The 24,047-nt window shown below is 33.8% G+C and carries 23 protein-coding genes, 1 other RNA gene and 1 pseudogene; 10 read left to right on the top strand and 15 right to left on the bottom strand.

The annotated features are described in order from the left end of the window. Positions 1-249: 249 nt before the first annotated feature. Both Trichorick_RS01235 and ftsZ read left to right on the top strand, forming a co-directional pair. Positions 250-1,365: a hypothetical protein gene (locus Trichorick_RS01235; protein ID WP_323738457.1), complete on the top strand. Its 1,116-nt coding sequence runs from the start codon at positions 250-252 to the stop codon at positions 1,363-1,365. Positions 1,366-1,380: 15 nt separating this feature from the next. Continuing rightward, positions 1,381-2,415, top strand: a pseudogene (ftsZ, locus tag Trichorick_RS01240) (cell division protein FtsZ); the annotation flags it as partial. Positions 2,416-2,819: 404 nt separating this feature from the next. Here ftsZ and ubiG read toward each other — a convergent pair. Beyond that, a complete protein-coding gene (gene ubiG / locus Trichorick_RS01245; RefSeq protein WP_323738459.1) occupies positions 2,820-3,554 on the bottom strand; it encodes a bifunctional 2-polyprenyl-6-hydroxyphenol methylase/3-demethylubiquinol 3-O-methyltransferase UbiG in 735 nt (244 codons plus the stop codon). Beyond that, positions 3,554-3,886, bottom strand: coding sequence for a ribosome silencing factor (gene rsfS, locus Trichorick_RS01250; protein ID WP_323738905.1), 333 nt, complete (start codon positions 3,884-3,886; stop codon positions 3,554-3,556). Before rsfS ends, ubiG begins: the two co-directional genes overlap by 1 nt. Positions 3,887-4,033: 147 nt before the next feature. Here rsfS and Trichorick_RS01255 point away from each other — a divergent pair, with 147 nt between their 5' ends. Then, positions 4,034-4,267, top strand: coding sequence for a BolA/IbaG family iron-sulfur metabolism protein (locus Trichorick_RS01255; RefSeq protein WP_323738460.1), 234 nt, complete (start codon positions 4,034-4,036; stop codon positions 4,265-4,267). A 237-nt stretch (positions 4,268-4,504) separates the two neighbouring features. Here the strand turns inward: Trichorick_RS01255 and Trichorick_RS01260 are convergent, their stop codons facing one another. From Trichorick_RS01260 to ssrA, 9 genes are all read right to left on the bottom strand, one after another. Beyond that, entirely contained in the window at positions 4,505-6,226 is a 1,722-nt protein-coding gene (locus Trichorick_RS01260) for a hypothetical protein (protein WP_323738461.1), read from the bottom strand. A gap of 282 nt (positions 6,227-6,508) precedes the next feature. Then, on the bottom strand, positions 6,509-7,207 hold the full coding sequence (locus Trichorick_RS01265; protein WP_323738462.1) for an RNA methyltransferase: 699 nt from the start codon (positions 7,205-7,207) through the stop codon (positions 6,509-6,511). Then, entirely contained in the window at positions 7,204-10,347 is a 3,144-nt protein-coding gene (locus Trichorick_RS01270) for an FAD-dependent oxidoreductase (protein ID WP_323738463.1), read from the bottom strand. Before Trichorick_RS01270 ends, Trichorick_RS01265 begins: the two co-directional genes overlap by 4 nt. A gap of 268 nt (positions 10,348-10,615) precedes the next feature. After that, the gene (locus Trichorick_RS01275; RefSeq protein ID WP_323738464.1) at positions 10,616-12,154 is read right to left on the bottom strand and encodes a hypothetical protein; all 1,539 of its coding nucleotides are present in this window, start codon (positions 12,152-12,154) and stop codon (positions 10,616-10,618) included. Positions 12,155-12,309: 155 nt separating this feature from the next. Further along, positions 12,310-12,762 carry an outer membrane lipid asymmetry maintenance protein MlaD gene (gene mlaD, locus Trichorick_RS01280; RefSeq protein WP_323738465.1) on the bottom strand — a complete coding sequence of 151 codons (453 nt, stop codon included), beginning with the start codon at positions 12,760-12,762 and terminating at the stop codon, positions 12,310-12,312. A 1-nt stretch (position 12,763) separates the two neighbouring features. Then, positions 12,764-13,108, bottom strand: coding sequence for an NADH-ubiquinone oxidoreductase subunit NDUFA12 family protein (locus Trichorick_RS01285; RefSeq protein ID WP_323738466.1), 345 nt, complete (start codon positions 13,106-13,108; stop codon positions 12,764-12,766). After that, on the bottom strand, positions 13,096-13,563 hold the full coding sequence (rnhA, locus tag Trichorick_RS01290) for a ribonuclease HI (protein ID WP_323738467.1): 468 nt from the start codon (positions 13,561-13,563) through the stop codon (positions 13,096-13,098). The genes Trichorick_RS01285 and rnhA overlap by 13 nt, the downstream gene beginning before the upstream one ends. A gap of 1 nt (position 13,564) precedes the next feature. Next, positions 13,565-14,044: a ClpXP protease specificity-enhancing factor SspB gene (locus tag Trichorick_RS01295; protein WP_323738468.1), complete on the bottom strand. Its 480-nt coding sequence runs from the start codon at positions 14,042-14,044 to the stop codon at positions 13,565-13,567. Positions 14,045-14,387: 343 nt separating this feature from the next. Next, positions 14,388-14,718: a transfer-messenger RNA gene (gene ssrA / locus Trichorick_RS01300) on the bottom strand. A gap of 410 nt (positions 14,719-15,128) precedes the next feature. Here ssrA and Trichorick_RS01305 point away from each other — a divergent pair. The 6 genes from Trichorick_RS01305 (at position 15,129) to Trichorick_RS01330 (ending at position 19,727) form a co-directional block, all read left to right on the top strand. After that, on the top strand, positions 15,129-15,467 hold the full coding sequence (locus Trichorick_RS01305) for a cupredoxin domain-containing protein (protein ID WP_323738469.1): 339 nt from the start codon (positions 15,129-15,131) through the stop codon (positions 15,465-15,467). 21 nt (positions 15,468-15,488) lie between these two features. Continuing rightward, the gene (locus Trichorick_RS01310) at positions 15,489-16,313 is read left to right on the top strand and encodes an FTR1 family iron permease (RefSeq protein WP_323738470.1); all 825 of its coding nucleotides are present in this window, start codon (positions 15,489-15,491) and stop codon (positions 16,311-16,313) included. Between the two features lie 9 nt (positions 16,314-16,322). Next, on the top strand, positions 16,323-16,871 hold the full coding sequence (locus Trichorick_RS01315; RefSeq protein ID WP_323738471.1) for a septation protein A: 549 nt from the start codon (positions 16,323-16,325) through the stop codon (positions 16,869-16,871). A 188-nt stretch (positions 16,872-17,059) separates the two neighbouring features. Next, entirely contained in the window at positions 17,060-18,436 is a 1,377-nt protein-coding gene (gene radA / locus Trichorick_RS01320; RefSeq protein WP_323738472.1) for a DNA repair protein RadA, read from the top strand. A gap of 4 nt (positions 18,437-18,440) precedes the next feature. After that, positions 18,441-18,758 carry a hypothetical protein gene (locus Trichorick_RS01325; RefSeq protein ID WP_323738473.1) on the top strand — a complete coding sequence of 106 codons (318 nt, stop codon included), beginning with the start codon at positions 18,441-18,443 and terminating at the stop codon, positions 18,756-18,758. A gap of 159 nt (positions 18,759-18,917) precedes the next feature. Beyond that, entirely contained in the window at positions 18,918-19,727 is an 810-nt protein-coding gene (locus Trichorick_RS01330; protein ID WP_323738474.1) for a tetratricopeptide repeat protein, read from the top strand. A 291-nt stretch (positions 19,728-20,018) separates the two neighbouring features. Here Trichorick_RS01330 and Trichorick_RS01335 read toward each other — a convergent pair whose 3' ends face one another. The 4 genes from Trichorick_RS01335 to rsmI form a co-directional block, all read right to left on the bottom strand. Beyond that, positions 20,019-20,507: an adenylyltransferase/cytidyltransferase family protein gene (locus Trichorick_RS01335; protein ID WP_410250251.1), complete on the bottom strand. Its 489-nt coding sequence runs from the start codon at positions 20,505-20,507 to the stop codon at positions 20,019-20,021. A gap of 552 nt (positions 20,508-21,059) precedes the next feature. Further along, complete coding sequence (gene rplT / locus Trichorick_RS01340) at positions 21,060-21,428, bottom strand: 50S ribosomal protein L20 (RefSeq protein ID WP_323738475.1); 369 nt, start codon at positions 21,426-21,428, stop codon at positions 21,060-21,062. A 22-nt stretch (positions 21,429-21,450) separates the two neighbouring features. Next, positions 21,451-21,657 carry a 50S ribosomal protein L35 gene (rpmI, locus tag Trichorick_RS01345; protein ID WP_323738476.1) on the bottom strand — a complete coding sequence of 69 codons (207 nt, stop codon included), beginning with the start codon at positions 21,655-21,657 and terminating at the stop codon, positions 21,451-21,453. Positions 21,658-21,821: 164 nt separating this feature from the next. Continuing rightward, the gene (gene rsmI / locus Trichorick_RS01350; RefSeq protein WP_323738477.1) at positions 21,822-22,676 is read right to left on the bottom strand and encodes a 16S rRNA (cytidine(1402)-2'-O)-methyltransferase; all 855 of its coding nucleotides are present in this window, start codon (positions 22,674-22,676) and stop codon (positions 21,822-21,824) included. 24 nt (positions 22,677-22,700) lie between these two features. On the opposite strand from rsmI, the gene Trichorick_RS01355 reads away from it, so the two are divergent. Further along, a complete protein-coding gene (locus tag Trichorick_RS01355) occupies positions 22,701-23,819 on the top strand; it encodes a penicillin-binding protein activator (protein ID WP_323738478.1) in 1,119 nt (372 codons plus the stop codon). The last annotated feature ends 228 nt before the right edge of the window (positions 23,820-24,047 follow it).

Genomic DNA, 24,047 nt, shown 5'->3' on the forward strand with positions numbered 1-24,047 from the left:
ACTAAACTAGGCTCTGTGAATAATTAATGATTGTAAATTGTGGATGGTTTTTATACAAAACTATGATTGAATTATAGAAGTAATTATGATAAATTTTAGAGGGTATATACAACAAAACTTTAAGATAATTTTGCCATTTAAAGTTAGCTGTGTTCTTCAAATTTTTAAAACTCATATTACATTAACGTGGTGATTTATAAATATTGGTTTACTATCGTTATTTATACTACTTTATTAGCAATAATACCCATGAAAACTATAGCTTTTAGTGGAGATATTATTGTAGTTTTGAATGAAGGTAAGATTGGAGATCAGAATCAACTATACGGTATAACGGATGCAGTTATCGCTAAGTTACCAAAGCAATCAATACAGTATATACATAGTACTCAAGTAATGTCTTTAAAGCATATTCTTGATAGCGAATGCAAACAAAATAATAACACTATTTTGTTAACTTCTGGCTTAGATGGAGCTAATATAATTAATGATGTTTATCGCCAATCATGTCCTAATATATTTATTGTTAATACTACTCACTTGATATTTGATGAGCACAATCAAATATTAGGCAAAGCCAATTTAATAGCTTTACCGACATCTAGCATCGACCCAAATTTTTTGCAAGCAGCAGAACAAAAAGGTAGTAAAATTATCCAAACCATAGGAGTAGCTCATAATTCAACGCCAGCTATTTTAGAGCAAGATTATCAAAAACACCAAAAAGATTTTAGTTGGTTAGCTCAAAAACCTAAAATAGCGATGATAATTTTGGGTGGTGATGCGCCGGCAAAAGATAATAAAATTGCAATATATACTGCTGCTGAAGCTAAAAAAGCAGCAAAATATATTGGTGAGTTTTGTAAAAATGGGCAGTACTCTTTAATGATCTTTAACGGTGCAAGAACTGGACTGTATGATCCTCAAACATTTAAGAAGCGTGAATGGGTTCATCAAGGTAAACAAATAGATCCAGTTACCACTGCTTTTATCGAAGAGTTAGCTAAATACATGGATAAATCAGCATTTAAATTATATGATTTTAATCATAAAGTTGGTGGTTTTTATAAAGCAGGATTGTGGATAATAAAAAAAGCAAAAGACGGCAAATGTTTTTTACCTGGAGAGTCAACATCAATGATTTCAGAAGCAATTGATAATTTGAATGGACGTACTGTTATTATCCAAAATAATGCCATGAATAAAACTCATAAAAAACATATAATGTCTGAAGCAGCTGCTGGTAATACAGTAATATTAGACCAAAATTTTCAAGAAATTAAAATACCTATAACTTCTCATCAATATTCAAGAAAATCTGCAGCTACAGAAATAGCAGAAGCAATATTGAATTTTGCAAATTAAAAATTAAATAAAATTATGAGTGTAAGTTTTAAAGCTCCAGAAAACATTGTATTAAAGCCTATTATCACGGTTTTTGGCATTGGTGGTGCTGGTGGTAATGCCGTAAATAACATGATTGCAGCAAATTTACAAGGTGCAAATTTTGTAGTAGCCAATACTGATGCTCAATCATTAGAACATTCTTTATGCGATAACCGAATTCAGCTAGGAGCTACAATTACTAAAGGATTAGGAGCTGGGGCAGCTCCAGAGGTTGGAGCTTTAGCTGCTGAAGAGTCAGTAAATGAAATCATGGGTTACTTGGAAGGAAGTAATATGGTATTTATTACTGCAGGAATGGGTGGCGGCACCGGCACCGGAGCATCTCCAGTAATTGCTCGCATTGCCAAGGAACTAGGAATACTTACAGTAGGAGTAGTGACCAAACCCTTTCATTTTGAGGGAGCTCATCGAATGAAAACTGCTGATAAGGGTTTGAATGATTTACAACAATTTGTTGATACTCTAATTGTCATTCCTAACCAAAATTTGTTCCGCATTGCCAACGAACGTACCACTTTTGCTGACGCATTTAAGATGGCCGATGATGTATTACACGCAGGAGTCAGGGGTGTCACTGATTTAATGATAATGCCGGGGTTAATCAATCTTGATTTCGCTGATATACGTACGATTATGAGTGAAATGGGTAAGGCTATGATGGGGACAGGAGAAGCTTCAGGTGAGGATAGAGCAGTACGTGCTGCTGAAGCTGCAATATCAAACCCACTACTTGATCATACTTCAATGCGAGGAGCCAGAGGGGTGTTGATTAATATTACCGGTGGTAGTGATATGACTTTATTTGAAGTTGATAATGCTGCTAACCGAATAAGAGAAGAAGTAGGTGGTGATAGTGAAGCTAATATCATCTTTGGTTCCACGTTTAATCCAGAACTTAACGGTATTATCAGAGTATCAGTAGTAGCAACTGGGATTGATGCTGAAAATCATGTGGCTCATATCAAACCAACATACGCTTCAACTAAAGCTTCCTCGCTAGAAGAAACTATATTATCTACAGCTACAGTAGCGACAACACCAACTACACCAGCTTCTACAATTTATGAAGAAGAAGTACCGCAATTTGGAAATTATACTATGACAGATAGTGCAAATATTGTACACCATACTGCTGAACCTTTAATAAATACTACAAATACAGCTTTTAGAACAACAGAGATGCCTGGCGCCGCTGGATCACAAAATCATAATAATTCTCGCAGTTCTTTGTTAAGCAAAATGTGGAATTCTTTGAAGTCTAATGACAAGGTTAGAACTACAGATGATATTGATTATCCTAATAAGGATCAAGTTTCACCATCAACTGGTTCGGCTTCTAATAACATCCATGAAATCCCAGCTTTCTTAAGAAAACAGCAGAAGTAATGTTTACAAGTACTGATTTTTTTAGTCTAATAGTTGTTTTTTGTCGCATAGGCAAAGTAGTTAACATTAATATCATCACTTAAAGACCAAAGACCACTACTGGGATTAAACGTTAATCCTTTTAACTCCTTTAAACACATTTGGTGATTATATAGTAAATGATAAAGTTCAGATGGTTTAAGAAATTTACTATAATCATGCGTACCTTTTGGCACCCAGCCTAACAAATATTCAGCAACAATAATTCCTAATAAATAAGATTTGATAGTACGATTTAGAGTAGAGAGAATCAGCATACCATTAGGTTTCAATAATGAAGCAAGGCTTTTTATAAAGTAGTTAATATTAGCTACATGCTCTACTAACTCAAGGCATAATAATACATCATATTGTAAATCCTGAGCAGCTAATTCTTCTATAGTGCAATGGAGATAATCTATTGATAAATTATGTTTTTCTGCATAACTACGTGCTACTTTTATATTATTATTACTAGCGTCCAAACCGGTAACATTAGCTCCTAATTTATGCATAGGCACTGTAACCAAACCACCACCACAACCAACATCCAAAATACTCAAATCTGTGAATTGCTGCCCTTGAATTTTCCAATGCAAACTAATTTTATCTTTAATAAACTGTAATCTTATCGGATTAATCTGATGCAATATTTTAAACTCACCATTCTTATCCCACCAACTCTCAGAAATTTTATCAAATTTTTCTAACTCACTCTGATCAACCGAAGAATTGACTATCATTAAACTACCTTATTCCATTTTTCTTCCAATCTTAAATGCTCCCTAGCTGCTGGATAGAAAATATGGATAATAATATCACCAACATCTACTAACACCCACTCAGATTTACTCATACCTTCTATATTAATAGCCAAATTAGTTTTATGCTTTAACTCAAAACTCAAATATTCTGCAATTGCTGAAATATTTTTAATGGAACGACCATTAGCAAAAATCATATATTTAGCTAATGGTGTTTTATTACTTAAGTCAATAGTAACTATATCTTCTGCTTTTTTTTCAAGCAGACATTCTATAATAAAATCTTTTAGGTGCTCGGTGTCAGTTATCAACATTTTTTCTTCCCTTATAGCCAAATTATATAATATACTTCTCTCATACGCTACAATTATAGCAAATATCCTTCACAGAGCATAACTTATAAACTGGTAAACTGGGAGTTTTGCAAAAAAAATTTATATAATGAAAGGTGGAATGAGATGGCAATATCTTCGCAAAAACTTGAAAATATCATACGTGAGCATTTTCCAAATGCTCTAATAAAAATTACTGATCTTGCAGGAGATCAAGATCACTATTCCTTGGAAATAACTGATAGCAAATTTCAAGGACTTAATATACTAGCTCAACATCGCATGGTAAAAGCTGCGCTATCCAATATTTTAGATAAAGAGCTACATGCGCTTACAATCAAGACTAAGATCCCTAATTAATATATACTTACTTGCTTTCAGATTATCCTCCAGCAGGATGGCTACTGTATTCATCATTGTGAGGCGCAAGACCTGAAGCAATCCAGCTAAAACTAAAGTCGTTTTAGCTGTTTTTGGATTGCCCCACTTGCCCACCTACGGCTTCGTTCGCAATGACGCCGTATGCGGCATGAATATTATTCAATATTAAACTCCGTAACAACGCTTGCAAATAAATTTATAAAACCTACAAACTTTTTAAATCTGTTCAATCTGTTGTAGTTCACCACCCAACTCAATCCAGTGATGCTCTATCAATCCCTCTTGTAACTTATAATCGACAAATTCTTTATTAGCTTTGATCATTTTCGTTTGCATAGCTTTAGCGAAAGGAAGTTGTTCTGCATAGTCAAAAAAACTGAGCAACTTATTATCATTAGTGTATGCTGTAGTTTTATACTTTAATATAGAACCCAACTTCTTCATAAAGGCAGCCTGATTCACAAATGATGAAAAATCATTGCTAGCTTTTACAAAAGCACCTGCAACTTTCTGTAATTTTTTAGAAGCTTGCTCACTAATTTCTTCTATATTTTCTTGGTTTAATTTCATATTACCGGGATTAATCTCTAATATATCCAAAACTTGTTTATCCTTTGCTAGTAAATTTTGTGGATTCTGCGCTACTTTTTGTAATTCCTCTGTCAAATACTGCTTAAATTCTACAACTTTCTTATCAGCAATAGTTTTATCCACAAAAAGGAGTTTTCGATACACTATCATATCTTTTATCTTAGGCAAGATCTGCTCAGCAATAACACTCTCTTTCCAAGCATTTTTTGCTTCTTCTACTGATGGAGCTAATAATTTGTAACCACTCTCAACAAATATTTTTATGGCTTTAGTAAACTTACTTTTTACATCAAACAAAATTTTTACAGTTGATGGAGTAAGCCATGTTTTCATATACTGTACTTGCTCCGGTTCAAATACTACTTCCTGACCACGCAATTCTTTCAAGAGCGATGAAAGTTTTTTAGGCAAATCAGGTATTTGATCGATATTATGGTTTAACCAATTATTGATGGTATATGGCTGTAAAAAACCTGTACCAGCTTTTACTTGATAACCCATCATGCCAAGATGCTCAAACAAAGATACCGCTACCTTATTAAAAGGTAATAAACCCGCTATCTCATCAAGATATCCATCATTTCTGGTTTTTACAAATTCTACTAATTCAGTTTTATGTGCTTTTACAAAATTTTTAAATTCTTTAGCAGGAGCATGCGTAAATAATTGTACAAATTCATCATTATTTATAGACTGCTTTAGTATTTCTATCGACAAGCCGGCCTTGTTTGATAACTTAGCCTGATTAACTTGTTGTTCATAATTACTAGGGCGCTTACCACTAATCATGCTATCATATCTCGCATTATCCTTTAAATGTGACCACATTTCCGGCAAAATAGGAATTTCCGTGATTTCAAATTTTGCACAGCATTTTAGCACTTCACTAAGTTTAGAATTTGGAACGTAAGAGTGAGCGGGCTCAATTAATGTCACTTTATGAGTTGGGCCACCTAATTGGTTAATTGGTGTAAATACAGCGTGGCGTACTACATCATCTTTAATATCAATTTTAAGCTTAGTTGCTTCTCCGGTAATAAGCTGAACCATTACTTCTTCAGTTAGCGTAATATTATAAATACCTATTCGTACTGGTTCATTTACCTTATCTAGATCTAATGTTACTGGCGCCACCTCTCTTCCTTTTGGAACGACAGGACCAGCATATAAAAAAAAACCAGGACCAGTCAGCATCTGATAAAATTCCTCTTTACTTAAACTATTCACCAATTCCTTAACATCTTGTGCTGTATACTTATCATCAAATAACCTAGTTACAAACTCTACATCTAACTGTTTATTATGTTCTTGATTATCTTCTTGCATTTCCTGATATTGTTTTTTCATATTTTGTTACCCTAAAATTATTTATATTACATATGTATGTATATCAAATATTTTTTATAAATCAAATGATTTTTTTGCTTAACTTATTTTTTGTGAGCGTTCACGGATTAAAAATCGTCTGAGCTGAGGAGTGAAACGACGAAGCAATCCAGAAAGTAGTTAAAATCAATGTTTTTAGCTATTTTCTGGATTGCTTCGTCGTTTCACTCCTCAGCTCAGACGGTGGTTGTAGCCTTGTAAGTCTTGTACTAACCTTCAATCTTAAAACCCCGTAAACGCTTACTATTTTTTTGTTAAAGCGCTAATAACTCCCCGCAAGGTTTGTAATTCAGTATTAGATAAATTTTCAATACGGTAAAAAATGTTCATAATATTTCTTGTCATTTGTGGCCGTTTTTGAGCCACCTTAAAAAAATTTTTCTTATCCAATTCAGTAAATAAATGTGCAAAAAAATAATCCATTTGTTCTTTAGTAGCTAAAAGCTGGGTATTAACTAAATCTGTACGCTCTTGCGACTTAAACAGTTCATAACAAATTATTATCACTGCCTGCGCAATATTTAATGAACTAAAATTATGATCAGTGTCGATAGTAATAATTTTATTGGCTATTGTAATTTCTTGATTAGTCAGACCACAATTTTCTCTGCCAAACATAATTCCCACTTTCAGCTGCTTTGGGTAATGATCAGGTAATTCCTTGGATAATATATAGTTCTTATTCATATCCCTTGGTACAGAAGTTGTAGCATATACATATTCTAAATCAGCAATACTACTTGCCAGATCATCATATATTTTTGCATTTGATAATATATCAATAGCCGCAACTGCTACGCTGCTAGCTTTATCATTTGGCCAACCATCACGAGGAGCAACAATTCTTAAATTCGTTAAGCCAAAATTTTTCATTGCTCGTGCAGTAGCACCAATATTTTCTCCCATTTGTGGAGCTACTAAAATAATCACCGGATTATTCATAAATTATTTTCAAAAAACATGATTTTCTCGAGCAAAGAATTTTGTTGTAATCGATTTCGTAATACTTCAAAATCAACTATATCTGCATCCTGATCCTGGCAGGCACAAGCGAATATGTAGTTTCGCTCATCTAATACTGGTTGAATACACTGACCACAGATACCCTTCATCATACACTGCATCGAGGAATTAATACTACATATCAATTTGCAGCTAGAACCAAATAGTTCATTTTTGATGTTCCGTACCGCTAACATCATACTACTTGAACCAATACAAATTATGCGATCAACAATATTGTCACTCTTTTTAGCGTTATATTCTCGCAATCCATCAATGACCGTACCTTTAATACTAATATCATCTACTCTATTAACAGTTAAAATATCATTCTCACAGCACCATATGACCGTATTGGCAGCCTCCTCTATTTTTTCTGCATAAAAACGATCAGTCTCATTCTTATAACCGGCAATATAAATAACATTACAACCGTTAGCTCTTAAAGCCTGACCTACTGAGAATAATACTGCATTGCCTAAGCCACCTCCAATAAGCACGACATTACTGTTCTTAATAATTTCAGTAGCTAATCCTGTTGGCCCCATTAATGATACTTTATCTCCGGCTTTTATAAACTTGCATAAACCACTTGAATGACCTACAGCTAAAATAATCAGGGAAATAAGACCTTGTGCTAAATCTACATAGGCTCCGGTAAGTGCCAAAGGTTCAAATGCTTGTGCCACTTTTGCAGTATAGTTTTGTAAACGAAAAAATTGCCCTGGACGAAAATTTTGGGCAGCTGTTGGTGCATGAATAATTAGTTCTACGATATTCTTTGTCAAGATATTAACTTGTGATACTTTACTCAACAAAATATTATCTAAATATGATGTGAACTTTTGATAATCACCACCAAAACTCGGAGACGCTTGTTGTAAACCACTGGTCACAGACGCATATCCATATTTGCTGCTAGCAAGAGCCTTGACTACACTACCGGCAAACTCCGGATTACAATCGCCAAAATAGCTATATTTATTTGATTTAATTAATATATCACTATCTATATAATCTCCAGTCCCAATTGCAATTAACATTGTTTTTACCGAAACTAGAAATCTAATATGCTGTTGTTTAAATTCTACTGACTGCAAATAATTATACCGATCAAGATTAACTTTAACCGGATTCATATGCTCACGAAATTTCACTCCAGCAGCCATAGAATGCATTAACTCTTCATGGTTTAATTTATAAGCTGCAGAATCATTTAAACTACCACGATAATAGATGGTAACTCCGCCCAAAGAATCTAAAATATTTTGTACTTCAACTTGTGATCTAGCTGCTCTAAATAGCTGTGCATGGGTGATAAATTCTTGTGCTATCAGCCTATCTTCCATAGTCCAATCTTGCTCTATTATCTCAGTGCTAAATTGCTTATTAAGTTGCTCATATTTTCTCAGAAACTTTTCTACTTGTAGTGGATAGTAATTTAAAGCCTCAACCGCAGCATCAATAGCTGTTAAACCGCAACCAATTACTGCCACCGGCATTCTTATCATCAAGTTAGTCAGGCTATCTTTATGATAAGCGCCACCAGCTTGTAAAGTCATCAAGAAATCAGCAGCAGTTTTTACCCCCTTAGCTAAACCATTTTCTAGTTTTAAAACTTTTGGTGCCCCTGCTCCTACACACAAAGCTATATGGTCAAATCCATAAGCAAACGCCTGCTCTCCGGTAATATTACTGCCAAACCTTACTCCGCCATATGCTTTAAAATTGCTTCTACGCTCTAATATTAGCCGCAAAATAATCAAATTATTTTTATCCCATCTAGCAGTAATACCATATTCTACCACTCCACCAAATCCTTGTGGCACTCGCTCGGATAAGTTTTGCGTATACTCATGCCAATCCTTAATCGGTAATTGTAGATCAAACGGCAAAGGCATAATTTTCTGGCCATCAATAGCAGTAACATTATGACCATCATTTAATAAATAATGAGCAAGACTAAAACCAGCAGGTCCAAGCCCCACCACTAATACATTATATCCTGTTGGTGCCTTCGGTAAAAAATTATCAAGCTTTAGAGGATTCCAGCGAGTTAATAACAGATATATTTCTAATCCATACGGTAGGGCAAGCACCATTTGCAAAATATCAGTTTCAATAATAGGTATATTTACTGCATCTTGTTTCTGATAGATACAAGCTTTGCTACAATCATTACAAATTCGATGACCAGTAGCAGCAACCATCGGATTATCAATGACAATTACCGCAAGAGCAGCTAGGTTAAGACCATGCGCTTTTAAGTAATTCATCTCGGAGATTTTTTGTTTTAATGGGCAACCGTCTTGTGAAGTCTTAACTTCAGTGATTTTATTATATAAACCCTTTGAACAGGAATCTTTCCCCTGTTTATGACAATAGATACAATAATGCGCATTATTCAATGCATTATCTAAAGTTAATTCGGTATTAGTATAATCAAACCCGATACGTATATGCTTTTTATATTGTGCTATTTTATCTTGATCAATTAGCTCTGCTTGATTTACCGATTTTGGTAATTGAAATAATATATGTTCATTATTAGTATGAACCATCCAGGCTGCATATTGCGCGGCTATATCAAGTGCATCAACATATTTCTTGGGGTCTAAAAGCCATTCATTAACATGAGTAGCAAATATAATCGGGGTCAGTTCAGCTCTTATTAATTGATTAAGTGTGTTCGTAACATTGACAATATCAATAGAGTTAATACTTGCTTTTGGATATTTTTTAATAGCAAAACGTTGAATAAATTTTCTTTTACACTGATAAATACTATTAAATTTTATATGCTCAAACCTGGATTTAGTTATTTCCGGTTCAATAAAAAATAGCTGAGCTAAAAAATTCTCTAAGATTGGAGCAAGATCTAGAAGCAAATTTGAATATTCTAATTCATCGAGATAAGTATAGGACTGAGTATTAGACTTATTTATTATACGTAAATGACAAAGTTTTTGGTATACCTCACTATTATGCTCTTCTAAGAATTCTAAAAAGACTTGATCTAGCTCGTATAACTTTACTAAACTAGATAAATCATCAAAAATAAAACCAAAAGCTAGTTGCACTGTTATATAATAATGTCAAAAATTAGTATAGCATGAGTGTTTACAAATTTTTAAGTTTGAACGTTAGTATGCACATATAGCGTATAAATAAAGAGTTGAAAAATGCAGTGCGTATAGCCTTGAATAGAGTAAGTCATGCTGAACTCGCTTTAGCATCTCGTCAGGAGCTTGCAAGATACTGAAACGAGTCCAGCATGACAAACATTTTTACCAACTTTTCATTAGACCTCTGACATAAACCACAAAAGAGTCAGGATAAACTAGATCCTTAATCTACTTCATCAAGCTTCAACTGATTTCCAATTACTTCAACAGGCATTGGTTCCTCAATAAAATTATTATCACGCGTCTGGAATAATAAAGTTTTAATATATTCTGCTGCATTTTTTTCTTCTTGAAAAGCCCGCTTCCATTCCTCTGCCATTAATGCAGATAGTTCAGAATGAACAGTTACCACATCCTGTTTACAAGCGAAACCAACACCGTCAATCTTTATTGAATATCCTTGCTCCTGTAAATGATATTTTTTAAATACCTCATCGGCCTCACGTTGAGCCGCTATTGTCATCCGTTCAATATAAGGATTATTGGTTTGAAATAAAATTACAAATTCTTTTTGTATCCCATAAGTTCCTTGCAAAATCTGCTTTACTAAAAACTCTGCTGCATCACGAACTGTTGTAGCTGTAGTCGGACGCTGAAACTCAAATGCCTCAGTATCAATAATCTCAAAATCTAAGTCTAAATATTTTTTAAATAAGTCCTGAGCCATTATGGTTTCAGTTAACTTACGCTTTTCTTCTGGAGCATAATTAGGATAAAGCCGTCCTGGCGACCTACCAGTAGGGCAGTCTTCCTTAGTTTCATATCTTATAAATGGACGTAATTCATTTAATTTAATACCCGATTGCTCTGCCAGATATTGTATGTATTCAACTCCCTCTTGTTCTGCTTCTTTTTTATTACCAGCAGTAACTAATATATCAATAGCATCAATATTTAGTGATTTTGTTGTGTCAAATATATCTTTTAATTTATAGGACATACCGTCTATATTTGCCCATAATTCCCTATTACCAGCTAGGATTAATGTACCATTTTTAATTACAATTTTCTTCTGGTTTAAAATATATTCGTAATCCTTCAACCTAGCTAATAATCCTGGTCGTGATGCCCCAGCAATCCACGCCACATCATACTCTTTAAATTTTGGCAATTCTCTATTAATCAACCCAACTAGTGTTGCTTCTTTGATATATTCATGACGGAAAACTTCCATCCAATTCTGCTTAATTAATTCATTACGCTCTTGACCTTTATCTCGATTAAAAGCATGTTGAGAAATATATAATAATAAATCCATCCACTGCTGACAGTGAAGAGGTACTGCGGTAAAATGTTGATATAATAAGTCTGGTTGAAACTCTGCATAATTTTTCTGATTAGCTGATGCCTGTTTAATAGCATGCGTTAGCGCAAGAAATACTTCCTTTTTGTTGGTTATGCTTTGAACGTGATTAACATCTTGCCACAATTTCTCTGGCGTCAAGTACCCGGCCATATAAAAAATACGCAAAACTGCTTCTTCTTGCTGCTTAACCGTTATTAACCGCTCTCCATCTTGACGGTCCTTAAACCCTAATTTTAAGAAAGCATCATCAAGTTGAACTAATTGTTGCGCTAATTGATATGCATATGAATATGGGTTAAGCACCATAAAAGCTAAAGGAAAAGAACACAAAAGATATTTATATGGGAATGAATTATATAATAAGGAGAAGGAAGGAAGAAAATTTTTCTTTTTCATTGCTTTAATCATTTAATAAGATATATATAGCCCGTAAATAAAAAATTGTCACAATTCGTCGTTACACGCGCCGTAGGCGCTCAGCCCAGACGTCTTTTGACTGCCACTTGTCATTTACTCGTAGCATATCACCAGTATACCGAGTCCACGTCTACTTATTTGTTGCCTATAGAATACATTATCTTACCAATCAGAGACTCTATATTAATTGCAGATTGAGTATATTTAATTTGTTCATTATTAGCCAAATGCTCATCTTCTGAGCCTGGAGTAATTGCAATATACTTATTACCTATAATACCACTAGTTGATACTGCTGCTTGTGAATCTTTAGGTAATTTTACATCTGAGTTTATTAAAAAATATGCTATCGCATAAAAATTATCCTTATCTAACTCTATGGTTTTTACTGTACCAACTTTAATTCCTGCAATCATTATATCGCTACCATCAACTATTCCTTCAATATTCTGAAATCGTGCTTTTAAAAGATAATACTCTTTGCCTATTGCATCTCCCCTGTTAACATTAATTGCAAAAACAATAAAAGTTATAGCTATAGCTATAACTCCTGCTCCAACTAGAGTTTCTAAAATATTTTGTTTCATATTATTTCGGTTGCCACTTTTTATAATCAGCCGATACTTTCTTTCTAACCTGAGCACCGGCCAATGGATAATATGCTAGCTTAGAGCCAGTAAGATTAGGCAAATGATCTTGTTGCCAAATAAAATTATTTGCCGAAGCAGCTGGTATTTCATCTGTAGTATAATGTAGCCAAGCATGCCATAATGGTGGTATTTTTGAAGGTTCAGCCCTACCCTTATATATTACATATCTTTTTTTATGACCTAATGAATCAACTTTATTACCTTCATAATATTTGTTACCAAATTGATCAGTACCCACTAGTTTGTAACAAACTTCAATCACAAGTTTATTTAATGCTGACATTTTAATACCCTGATTGCCATTTCTTTACCTTGATTTGCGAGTCTATCGGCAATTTCATTACCAATATTATTAGAGTGTCCTCTAACCCAATGCCACGTTATATTATTATATTTACCTAGCTCTAAATATAATTGTTGCCACAAATCAGAGTTTTTTACAAGCTTATTAGTAGTCGTACACCAATTATTTTTGATCCACTTATGTATCCACTGTGTTATACCAAGTTGAACATATTTACTATCAGTATAGATTTCAATATCACATGTACATGTTTTTAAAGTTCTCAATGCTTCAATTGCCGCTTTTATTTCCATACGATTATTAGTAGTTTGCAACTCATGACCAAAGATTTCTTTAATATTGCTTCCATACTGCAACATGACTCCCCAACCTCCAGGCCCAGGATTGCCGGCACAAGCACCATCAGTATATATACGCAATATGTTTGCTTTCAAATTACAATTTCTTCTTATTACGAAATTTATCCAATACGATCACATTATCCGTGGATTCTTTTACGTTATTAACGTTGTCACCACTATTTACAAAATTCTCTTGTATAGCTGATTCATCTGATAAATCTATATTCTCAGGATACTTAAATTGTAAGCTAAATTTAGTACTTGGATCTACAAACCCTGTTATAGCACGAAACGGTACTTTAATATGTTCATGAATTCCATCAAAACTTATACCTACAGAAAAATTATTAGATTCTACTATCAAATTATCAAATTGATGTTGTAATACTACGGTAATCTCTCGCCGATAACGTTGCTTCATTCTTGCAGATAACCGTACTAACGGATCTTGAGTGTTAAATGAGATATACAAGCTATGATCGCCTTGCAACCCTTCATTTTGAACCTGTAGCAACACTTTTTTTATAACCTCAAGCATGGCTTCATCAAGAAATTTTTGGTAATTAACAGTCATATTAACGATATATTAAGAAAAGATATATTTTTTAAAGTGTTGTAGAAACTGGTAACCAGACCTCTCTCTAATATTCACCAGAATTAGAGTTTAGAGATGACTAGTGCACTTGAATAATAAACGTCCATGTATAATAGGTCGAAGATATTACTCAACATAATTTAAAAAATTCTTAAAGCCTATCAGATCAGTGCATCTAAGAGGTAATTTTGTTGTCAAAACGCAGGCGAAGTTCCGAAACAAACTTATGTACGCTGCGGCACTCGACTTCGTTCTTTCTAAAAACCCTCTCTTATATCTACTGATCTCACAAGCTCTTAAACAACCAAAAAAGATTCGGTAGAGCGGGGCTTTTCTGTTGCCCGGATAAACCCCAACCGCGTAGTGTTAAGCAGCAGCTGCTGCAAAACCTACAGAACGATTATTATCGTTTGCATTTGTTGTTTTGACCCAAAAAATCTAAATAATTAGACTTTCAGCGGAATCATACTGAGCAAAAATCATTCCTTTATTAAGCACGTCGATCCTATTTCGCCCCCAAAAACAGATTAATGGTGGAGGCGCCGGGTACCGCCCCCGAGTCCGCAACTTTTATTTCAAATAACGTTTATTGCTATAGCCGTAAAACCACGACAATAATTATTATTACATATTTTTATCTGGAAAGCAAAAACTTAGTATCTTATTTTATAATAAAAAATACTCACTAAACTTTACTAATAAAAATCTATAGAACAGCAAATAATATTTATTATTTATCATTGACATAGCGTATTGTACAATGCATAACTAAAAGATCGGAAGCCACTTCGGTAATCTACCGGTGTGAATGATTTGACACTAAAATAGAATTATAGACTATACTTGGAGAGCGTTCAATGAATCATAAGTGTCAAGTTAAGAAAAATTAGTAGATGTGAATTGTCTGAGCTAAGGAGTTCTCACGTCTGAGCTGAGACGCAGTCGAGTCTGATGATTTGACGATGTTCATATCGTCTCTTTTTCCTTAGCTTGTGCATATGCTTTATTGAACACTCTCTAATAGTTGTAATTTCTTAATTTTAAGATTATACTTTGTACATGTATGAATAAATATTTTTGGCGTTTAATAGTATCATTATCATTATCAATATACTCCCCCATAATTATTGGCGCTAATTTTTTAGAATACAATATTTCAATTGAGAATCATTATTTCCAACCTTCTATTATAGAAATACCTGCAGGTCAAAAGATACGTCTTACGGTATGTAACAATGATAAGACAATAGAAGAATTCGAGAGCATAGATTTAAAGCGCGAGAAAATTATACCTAGCCATACCTGCGTGCATATAATACTTGCTCCTTTAAAACCAGGAAAATACAATTTTATGGGAGAATTTCACCAAGACACTGCTAATGGTCATATAATAGTAAAGTAAATAATGAAATAGTAGGATAGTGTGTTTAGAATTGCTGTTATCATTTTTCGGGAAAGTCTAGAAATTGCTCTTATACTTGGCATTTTGATGGCTGTTACTAAAAAAATAGAAAATTCACGGGTGCATATTATTGCTGGAGTTATGCTCGGAGTAGTTATAGCTTCATTATTTGCATTCCTTACCAAAACAATCTCACTCTCATTTAGTGGAATGGGAGATGAAATAGTTAATTCAACTATAATTTTAGTCACTGTGGTTATGATTAGCTGTACTATTGTCTGGATGCAAGGCTTTGCCAATAAAATGAAACAGGATTTTGAAAATTTATCAACAGCAATTAGTAGCGGCACTACTAGCCGTTTCGTGTTAACCACAATTGTGGCTACTACCATCCTAAGAGAAGGAGTAGAAATCATGTTATGTGTTTATAGTATCGCTTCAATGGAACAAGTAGATATGGATGAGTATTTATTTGGTCTTGCTCTAGGATCAGCTACCGGCTTATCATCTGGTATTTTAATATATTGGGGATTGCTCAAATTGGCAAAAAAATATTTGTTTAAAATATCTTCGGTATTATTAATGTTTATTGCTGCCGGGCTTGCTAGTGAGGCCGCTGGCATTTTAACTTCGTCTGGGATTATTGAGATATTTTCTGATGAGCTATGGGACAGTAACTGGCTTGTTGACGACAGAAGTGTTACCGGTCAAATGTTAAAAGCTGTCACAGGATACACCGCAAGACCTAATGGTATGCAAATTATATTTTACTTTTCTACATTATTTTCAATAGGAGTTTTGATACTGTTACAACAAAAACTGTATGCAAAAGCTAAAACTAAATAGAGGAAAAATATGCTGAAATTCTTATCAGAATTCGGTCCTTTAGCTGCTTTTCTTATAGGTTATATTTATGGTAACGGCATGAGAGATGCAGCTCTTTATATGTTGCTTTCATCAATGATTGGTATCACCATTTGCTATATCTTTGAGAGAAAATTTTATACATTTTCATTAGTATCATTTGGTATATTATTCGTTTCAGCTATTGCTACCTTAATCAGTGGTAATTCTATGTTTATTAAAATGAAACCTACTATATTATATATAATTTTTTCTTGTACTCTTTGGATCACCGCAATAAAAAACCGCCCAGTAATGAAATCTGTGTTGAATAGCACCTTCAATTTAAAAGAAGAAAGCTGGAATATTCTAAGTTACCGATTCGCAGCCTTTTTCTTCTTTATGGCTATAATTAACGAATTAGTATGGCGAAATTTTGATGAACTATTTTGGGTAAAGTTCAAGGTATTTGGGGCAGTACCTTTAACTTTATTATTTATTTTACTCCAATTACCTTTCTTATTAAAAAATAAAATAAATGACGACACCAAAAAATCTTAAATGTATCAAATTGTCATTGTGAGACCACAACGTTGCCGAAGCAATCCAGTCAATTTATTGACGCCGAGTTTTTTCTGAATTGCTTTAGACAGAGCTGTTGCAATGACAAGGTGTGGTAGTTACTGTTTACATCATCTCTTTTCCTTAACTTGACACACAGGTTTCTACAAACACTCTCGAATTTTTATATGAGTAAAGCGAAAAAAAGATACTCTTGTTCCACTTGCGGTACTATCTCTAATAAGTGGTCAGGACAATGCTTTGATTGTGGTGCATGGGGAAGCATTAACGAAGAAACAATCGAATATAACCTGAACCAAATCAAGGCATTAGGCACTCCGCAAGCCACCACTGCCCTTGATGCTAATGTAGCAGATAATATACGCATCATTACCGCTATTGAAGAACTAAACCGCGTATTAGGAGGTGGTTTGGTTACATCTTCAGCTATTCTTATTGGTGGAGATCCAGGTATTGGCAAATCTACCTTGCTACTACAATTAGCAGCAAGCCTTACAGCTAATAAGATCGGATGCTTATACGTTACTGGCGAGGAATCACCAGAACAAATCAAACTTAGAGCTTTAAGATTAGGTATTGCTAATAATTCTACTAATATCCTAGCCGCAACAAATATAGAAAATATTATCGCCACCATTGATTCGTATAAAAACAGACTTTTATCACAAGCAGAGCAAAAAAATGATGCTTGTGTAGTAGTTATCGATTCAATACAAACTATGTCATCCAACACTTTGTCTGCTGCTGCAGGAACTGTTTCACAAATTCGCGCCTGCACACTTGAACTCATAGATTATGCCAAGCATCATAATATTATTTTATTGTTAGCATGTCATGTCACCAAAGATGGACAATTAGCCGGCCCTAAGCTACTTGAACATATGGTTGATACAGTATTATATTTTGAAGGAGACTATAACAATCATTTTCGTATTTTACGTTCAATAAAAAATCGCTTTGGCTCCATTAATGAAATCGGCGTATTTGAAATGACAGCACTTGGGCTACAGGAAGTACCAAATCCATCAGAATTATTTTTATCAAGATCTGGTAAAGCAGCAAGTGGTAGCGCAGTATTTGCCGGAATTGAAGGTTCCAGAGCATTATTGATAGAAATTCAAGCATTAATAGCTTCATCACCTATGGCTATGCCTAGACGTTCAGTAGTAGGATGGGATGTAAATCGCCTATCGATGATGATAGCAGTGCTAAATGTTCGTTTTGGTTTGAATTTATCTGCACACGAAGTATATCTTACTATTGCCGGGGGCTTAAGAATTACTGAACCTGCCACAGATCTTGCAGTAGCTGCCGCTCTCATTTCAGCAGCTACCAATATACCGATTCCACCAGAAATGGTTTTTTTTGGCGAAGTGGCTCTTAGTGGAGAAATACGTAAAGTAACTCGAAGCGAAATACGTACAAAGGAAGCAATGCGAATGGGATTTAATCAGATTATTTGCGCTGGTTATCAGAATAATACTGATGATCACTTAATTCGCCAGATTGTGCATCTCAAACAATTAAAAAGTATCATTAGCTAACCACATGACTACTCTATTAGATACTACCGAACCAATTCTTTACCAAATAGAAAATTTAAGTAGCGCTAAAGAGTATATAACTAATACTCAAAACCCATTAATTATTACCAACTCCCCAAATAGCATAAAATACTATGGTATTTTAGTACTTGATTACATCTTTAAAACTTTGCAAAAAGAATTTCCTAAAACAATAACAGATATTATCGTCGATGTAGGCGATGATCATGCAGCTTTATTCACGGCAAAAAAACTTGGTTATAAGAACATAAAATATACTGGAAATTCAAATGCTGCAAAAATAATGAATACTGAGTATTAACTTTTATATCATAGCTATAATTAGAGAATCCAGATATACAAGTTTGATTGGTAGTAACAATGTCACTATAGTCTTTTTCTTGCTAATAAGTAGAATCATTAAATTGATTATTATTCATGATTATTTTATATCTTTTTTAAAAACAAAATTAAGGGTAAAATGAAAAAAAGCTTCAAAGAATCAATTAAGATTAATAATTTTAATTACATGGAATTTGTTAATCGAGGAGAAGATAGTAAAGTAATAGAATTTTTTAGTAATCTACAAAGCTTAAGAGTAGCCAAACAATGCCTAATAAAAATTACTCAGTACTTAGAACAGGCAGGGGAGGAAGAAAGATATATTAAATATTTAAATAAAGCTGAAGAAATCGGTCTTGGTAATATCAGAGAAATAGCAACAGAATATGTCGACCAAAATAAAGACGAAATGGCAATAGACTTATGCAAACAAGCTTATAATAGCATAGATAAGACGTATCTTCTTGAAGAGTTGGTTGATAATAATATATCTTATATTACAACAGATGAAGAGCTATTATATACTATGTATAATAGAAGTATTAAATACCTCAAGGAAGCCTTTAATCTAGCTCCTAACGATCCTATTATATTTGAGAAATTAATAACGAATCTGGAAAGACTTGCAAAACATGGAGAAGTAATAAGGCTGTGTAGCAAAGCACAAATAGATGATGTAAAGAAAGCTGGTATTCTTGAACAAGTAGTTGATCTTGAAAATTATAGCACTGAAGTCAGACAAAAATACATGTTGAAAGTTTTAGAGTTAGATCCTCAGACTTATAATTCTGATAGCAATATAATACATCAAATAGTAAATAATTTTGTTGAATTAGCGCAATATAATGAAGCTATTAAAATATGTGACCAAGCAAATATATCTGACGCTGAGAAAATAGCGATCCTTGAAGAAACTGGATTACTTGGCAACAATTACGAAGCCAGTTAAGAAAGAAAATACCTAGTCTTCAATTTATATCTATCAGAAGGTTTGTATAAGCTATTTTTAAGAGTGTTCATTGAACACTCTTAAAAATACGCCTAATTTTTCCAATTCAATGTACTATAAATAGAATTATGCAACAAACATGATTGCTAATTCTGAATATCTTATTAAAACTTCTTCTAGATAATAATTTATTGAGTTATTAATTGTGTTAATACATAACTAATATATTATATGCGTTAAGAATTTAATTATTATAATTAAATTCTATTATTCTTTAACTTGCGCAAAGAATTAATCCAATAATTTATTGATAATAGCAGTATTTGATAACGTCGTATTTTCCGTTTGACTTGCCAATACATCAATCACCTCAATGACTTTTGCTCCAACAACTTGCGCTTGAAGCTGTTTATTGACAATTTGAGGATCATTTTGAGTTACAGCAATAACTGTCGGACAAATATCCTGTACCAGTTGATTATAATCATCAAATCCTTTTAAAACCGGTAACACGATTACTTCATCAACAAAACGTAAGCCGCTCAAATTTTCTGCACGCTGCTGCTGATTATGGATTGGATGACGCTTCTTATAATTAAGAATAGTTTCGTCTGGTTCTAAAGCAACGATTAAATAATCACCTTGCGCTCTGGCTTTACGCAAAAATTGCAGATGACCATAGTGCAACAAGTCAAAACATCCACCAACTAAAACAATACTATGATTGCCTGAACATTCATGCACTGATCGCTTGTGGTAGGAAATAATTTTGGCAGGCATATCATCTTTAACTATATACGAGCTACATGCTTGAAGCATAGGAAGCATAGTAAATATTACTATGTTACAGAAAAATACTTTGAGATACCGAATAATGAGCATACTCACCTATGACAGAAAATTAGAGAATAGCTCTCTCACACGTCTTGAGTTTTAAGAGAAGTATGTGTTTGAGAATGTTCAATGAACCATATGCGTAAGGTTAAGGAAAAGAGACGATACAAACTGTCTGAGCTGAAACGAAGTCGAAGCAACCCAGGAAAGGAAACAACTATTTACTGAATTGCATAGTTACAACGCGACCTCAAGCAAGACAGTTTGTATTTGTCTCTTTTCTTAATTTAACTCATCATATGGTTTATTGAACACTCTCGTAAAACTGGCATGACACTTAGAGCCTGTCAGATCAGTAGATATAAGAGGTAATTTTGTTGTCAAAACGCAGACGAAGTTCCGAAACAAACCAAAAGACTGCTTGCGGTACTCGACTTCATTTTTCCTAAAACTTTCTCTCTTATATTTACTGATCTGACAGGCTCTTACATACACCTTTTAGAGAGCTTTTTCCAGCATTGCTGACTTTGCCTGTTCAACTATCTGAGCAAATGCTTCCGGGTTATTTACCGCAAGTTCTGACAGCATTTTACGATCAATATCTACTGCCGCTTTTTTAAGTCCACCAACTAGCTGTGAATACACCATACCATGAATACGCGCAGCAGCATTGATTCTTTGAATCCACAAGCCTCTAAAATCACGCTTACGATTCCTACGATCTCTATAAGCATACTGCAAAGCTTTTTCAACTTTTTCGATAGCAATACGAAAGCAGTTTTTAGCTCTACCTCGATAACCTTTTGCTAGTTTTAGAATTTTTTTATGACGATTTTTGGAAATTTTTCCTGATTTTGCACGAGACATATAATTTTACTTTTTCCCTTAGTTAATTCGAGCCATATGGAAGAAAATACTTGACAATATTTTTAGCATCCTGAGGGCAAAGAATGGTAGTTCCTCTAAGGTTACGAAGCTGAGACTTAGTACGACGTCTCATAAAATGTTTTTTACCGGCCTGCGTTGCAATAACCTTGCCTGTGGCTGTAAGTTTAAACCGTTTCTTGACAGCCGACTTGGTTTTAAGTTTTGGCATAAAATTTCCTTAGATTGGTATTTACAAGATTGTATATCTTAAGTTCCGAATAAGATTCAGACATATACTATAATATTTGAGTAAACAATAGGCATACCAAAGCCATATCACTCAAGATCTGGTCAGTATATTATTTTCTATATATTTTGCAAGACAAAAAACTATCATTGCTTGATTTTATTAGCTAATGAATATATTTCCCGTTTACTATAAAATGACTTAAACTGTGTATGAGTCAATTCTGTAGCATTCTTAGGCGTTACTCCCTTAGTCAAATATAATTTCAGCACTCGTTCAAGATTTTCTAAGGTAGCTGCGCTTTCTTTTTCATCAGCATGTCCTGATACTAATAATACAATTTCTCCTTTCAGCTGTTCTGGATATTGCTGATAATGCTCAATTAATTGTGTCAAGGAACCATATCTTAGATCTTGATAACTTTTAGTTAGTTCTCTGGCTACAGCAGCCTCGCGATTTCCCAAAACAGCTTTTGCCGCCGATAATGACTGTACTATTCTTTTTGCTGATTCAAAAAAAATTATAGTAGCCTTTATTTCTAATAATTCTGTAAAAATTTTTTGTTGACCTATAGTCGTTTTTGGCAAAAATCCTATAAATAAGAATCGATCCGACGGCAGCCCAGAGATTGTTAAAGCAGCTATTGGCGCAGATACACCAGGAAGTATGTCGATATGATAACCATTATCTCTTAATACTCTAATCAACTTATAACCAGGATCGGAAATCAAAGGAGTGCCTGCATCAGAAATCAAGCTGACAATTTCGCCATTATCAATTAAAGCACAAACTAGCGCTCGCTGTTTAGCATCACTATGATCGTTATATACTTGCAGGCGAGCTTGAGTTATATTATGCTTTAACAATAATTTTTGAGACACTCTAGTGTCTTCGCATAAGATAACAGTTGAGCGCTTTAGGACGTCCAATGCTCTGATAGTAATGTCATCAAGATTGCCAATCGGTGTAGATACAATATATAGTCCAGGTTTTAATAACATATTAAATGATTTTAAGAATTTATCATGAACATTATAAAAACAAAAATTTCATATTTCATCTTATTTATTGTTGTTGGAATTTTATCTTCATGCCAAACTACATCCGACATTCCTGAACCACACGCTCCTGTAGTTACCGATATTGCAATCATGATGCCCCTTAGTGGCGCTGATGCCGTTGTCGGGCGACAATATAATGCTTTAATAAAAATGGGCATTGAAGATGGTTTAAAAGGTAGTCATATCAATGTCACTTCGTACGATGCTGCTGACGAAAAACAAGCGCTAGCTTCATTAGAAAAAATAATAGCACGTAAGACAAAAATTATTCTTGGCCCCCTATACTCGCCAATAACTTCATTAATTGCTGATAAAGTTAAAGAACATGACATTATAGTAATTACTATGTCAAATAATCCAGCCTTAGCCGACTCCAAGTTATTTGTTTTTGGTCATGCACCATTAAAACAATTGACTAGAATTGTAAGTTATTTTTTAAATGCTGAAGCTAAACACTTCATTGCTTTACTTCCAGCCGGACAACATGCTCAAACGATTAGTAAAATTATTCAAGAAATGGCAATTACCCAAAACTCTACTTTAGTCCGTACTGAATTTTATGCTGACAACCCTGAATCAATCAATAAAGCGGTTAAAATCGTTGAAGCTAGTGTTGATAATTTAAACGAGATGGACGATATTACATCTAAACCAATTATATATTTAGCAGATGATTATAAAAGTTTAAATCTGGTTTTTAATAGTATCCATAAATATAATTTAGACAAAAAAGCGATAATTATTGGTGATAACCGCATTGACATTGATTCTCCTGTTAATATTGATATCACTTTCACCGGTTCGTTAAATATCTTAAATATGAATGTTAGTGAACGAGCAAAAGATATGGGAATTAATCACATGTCATTTATGCACGCAATGGCCTATGATTTAGGAAGAATGGCCATTAGTTGTATTGGTGATGATTTTATTAGTTATCGCTTTTTAAGCAAACTAAATAGTAAACAACCTTACATCGGAATATCCGGTAACCTCTATTTTATCGACAATATCGCTCAACGAGAATATGATATTATTAAACGTGAGAATGGTACTTATAGTACTTTGGCTACTTCAAAATAAAGATAATGTTTATTTTGATTTTAGCTGTTATTCAGTAAAACTTAAAAAAGCCGCCTTAAGTTTTAGTCATTTCTGAGAGTGTTCAATGAACACTCTCTCATTTCTCAACTATAGCCTATGATACTTATGTAATGACAGTGAATTTGTCTGATCTCGCCTTTACACATAAATAATGCTTATGCAGACCAGCCATAAAATTCCTCTGTCAGAACAAAGCACCTATGGCTA

This window comes from Candidatus Trichorickettsia mobilis (assembly GCF_034366785.1).
Taxonomy (GTDB): domain Bacteria; phylum Pseudomonadota; class Alphaproteobacteria; order Rickettsiales; family Rickettsiaceae; genus Trichorickettsia; species Trichorickettsia mobilis_A.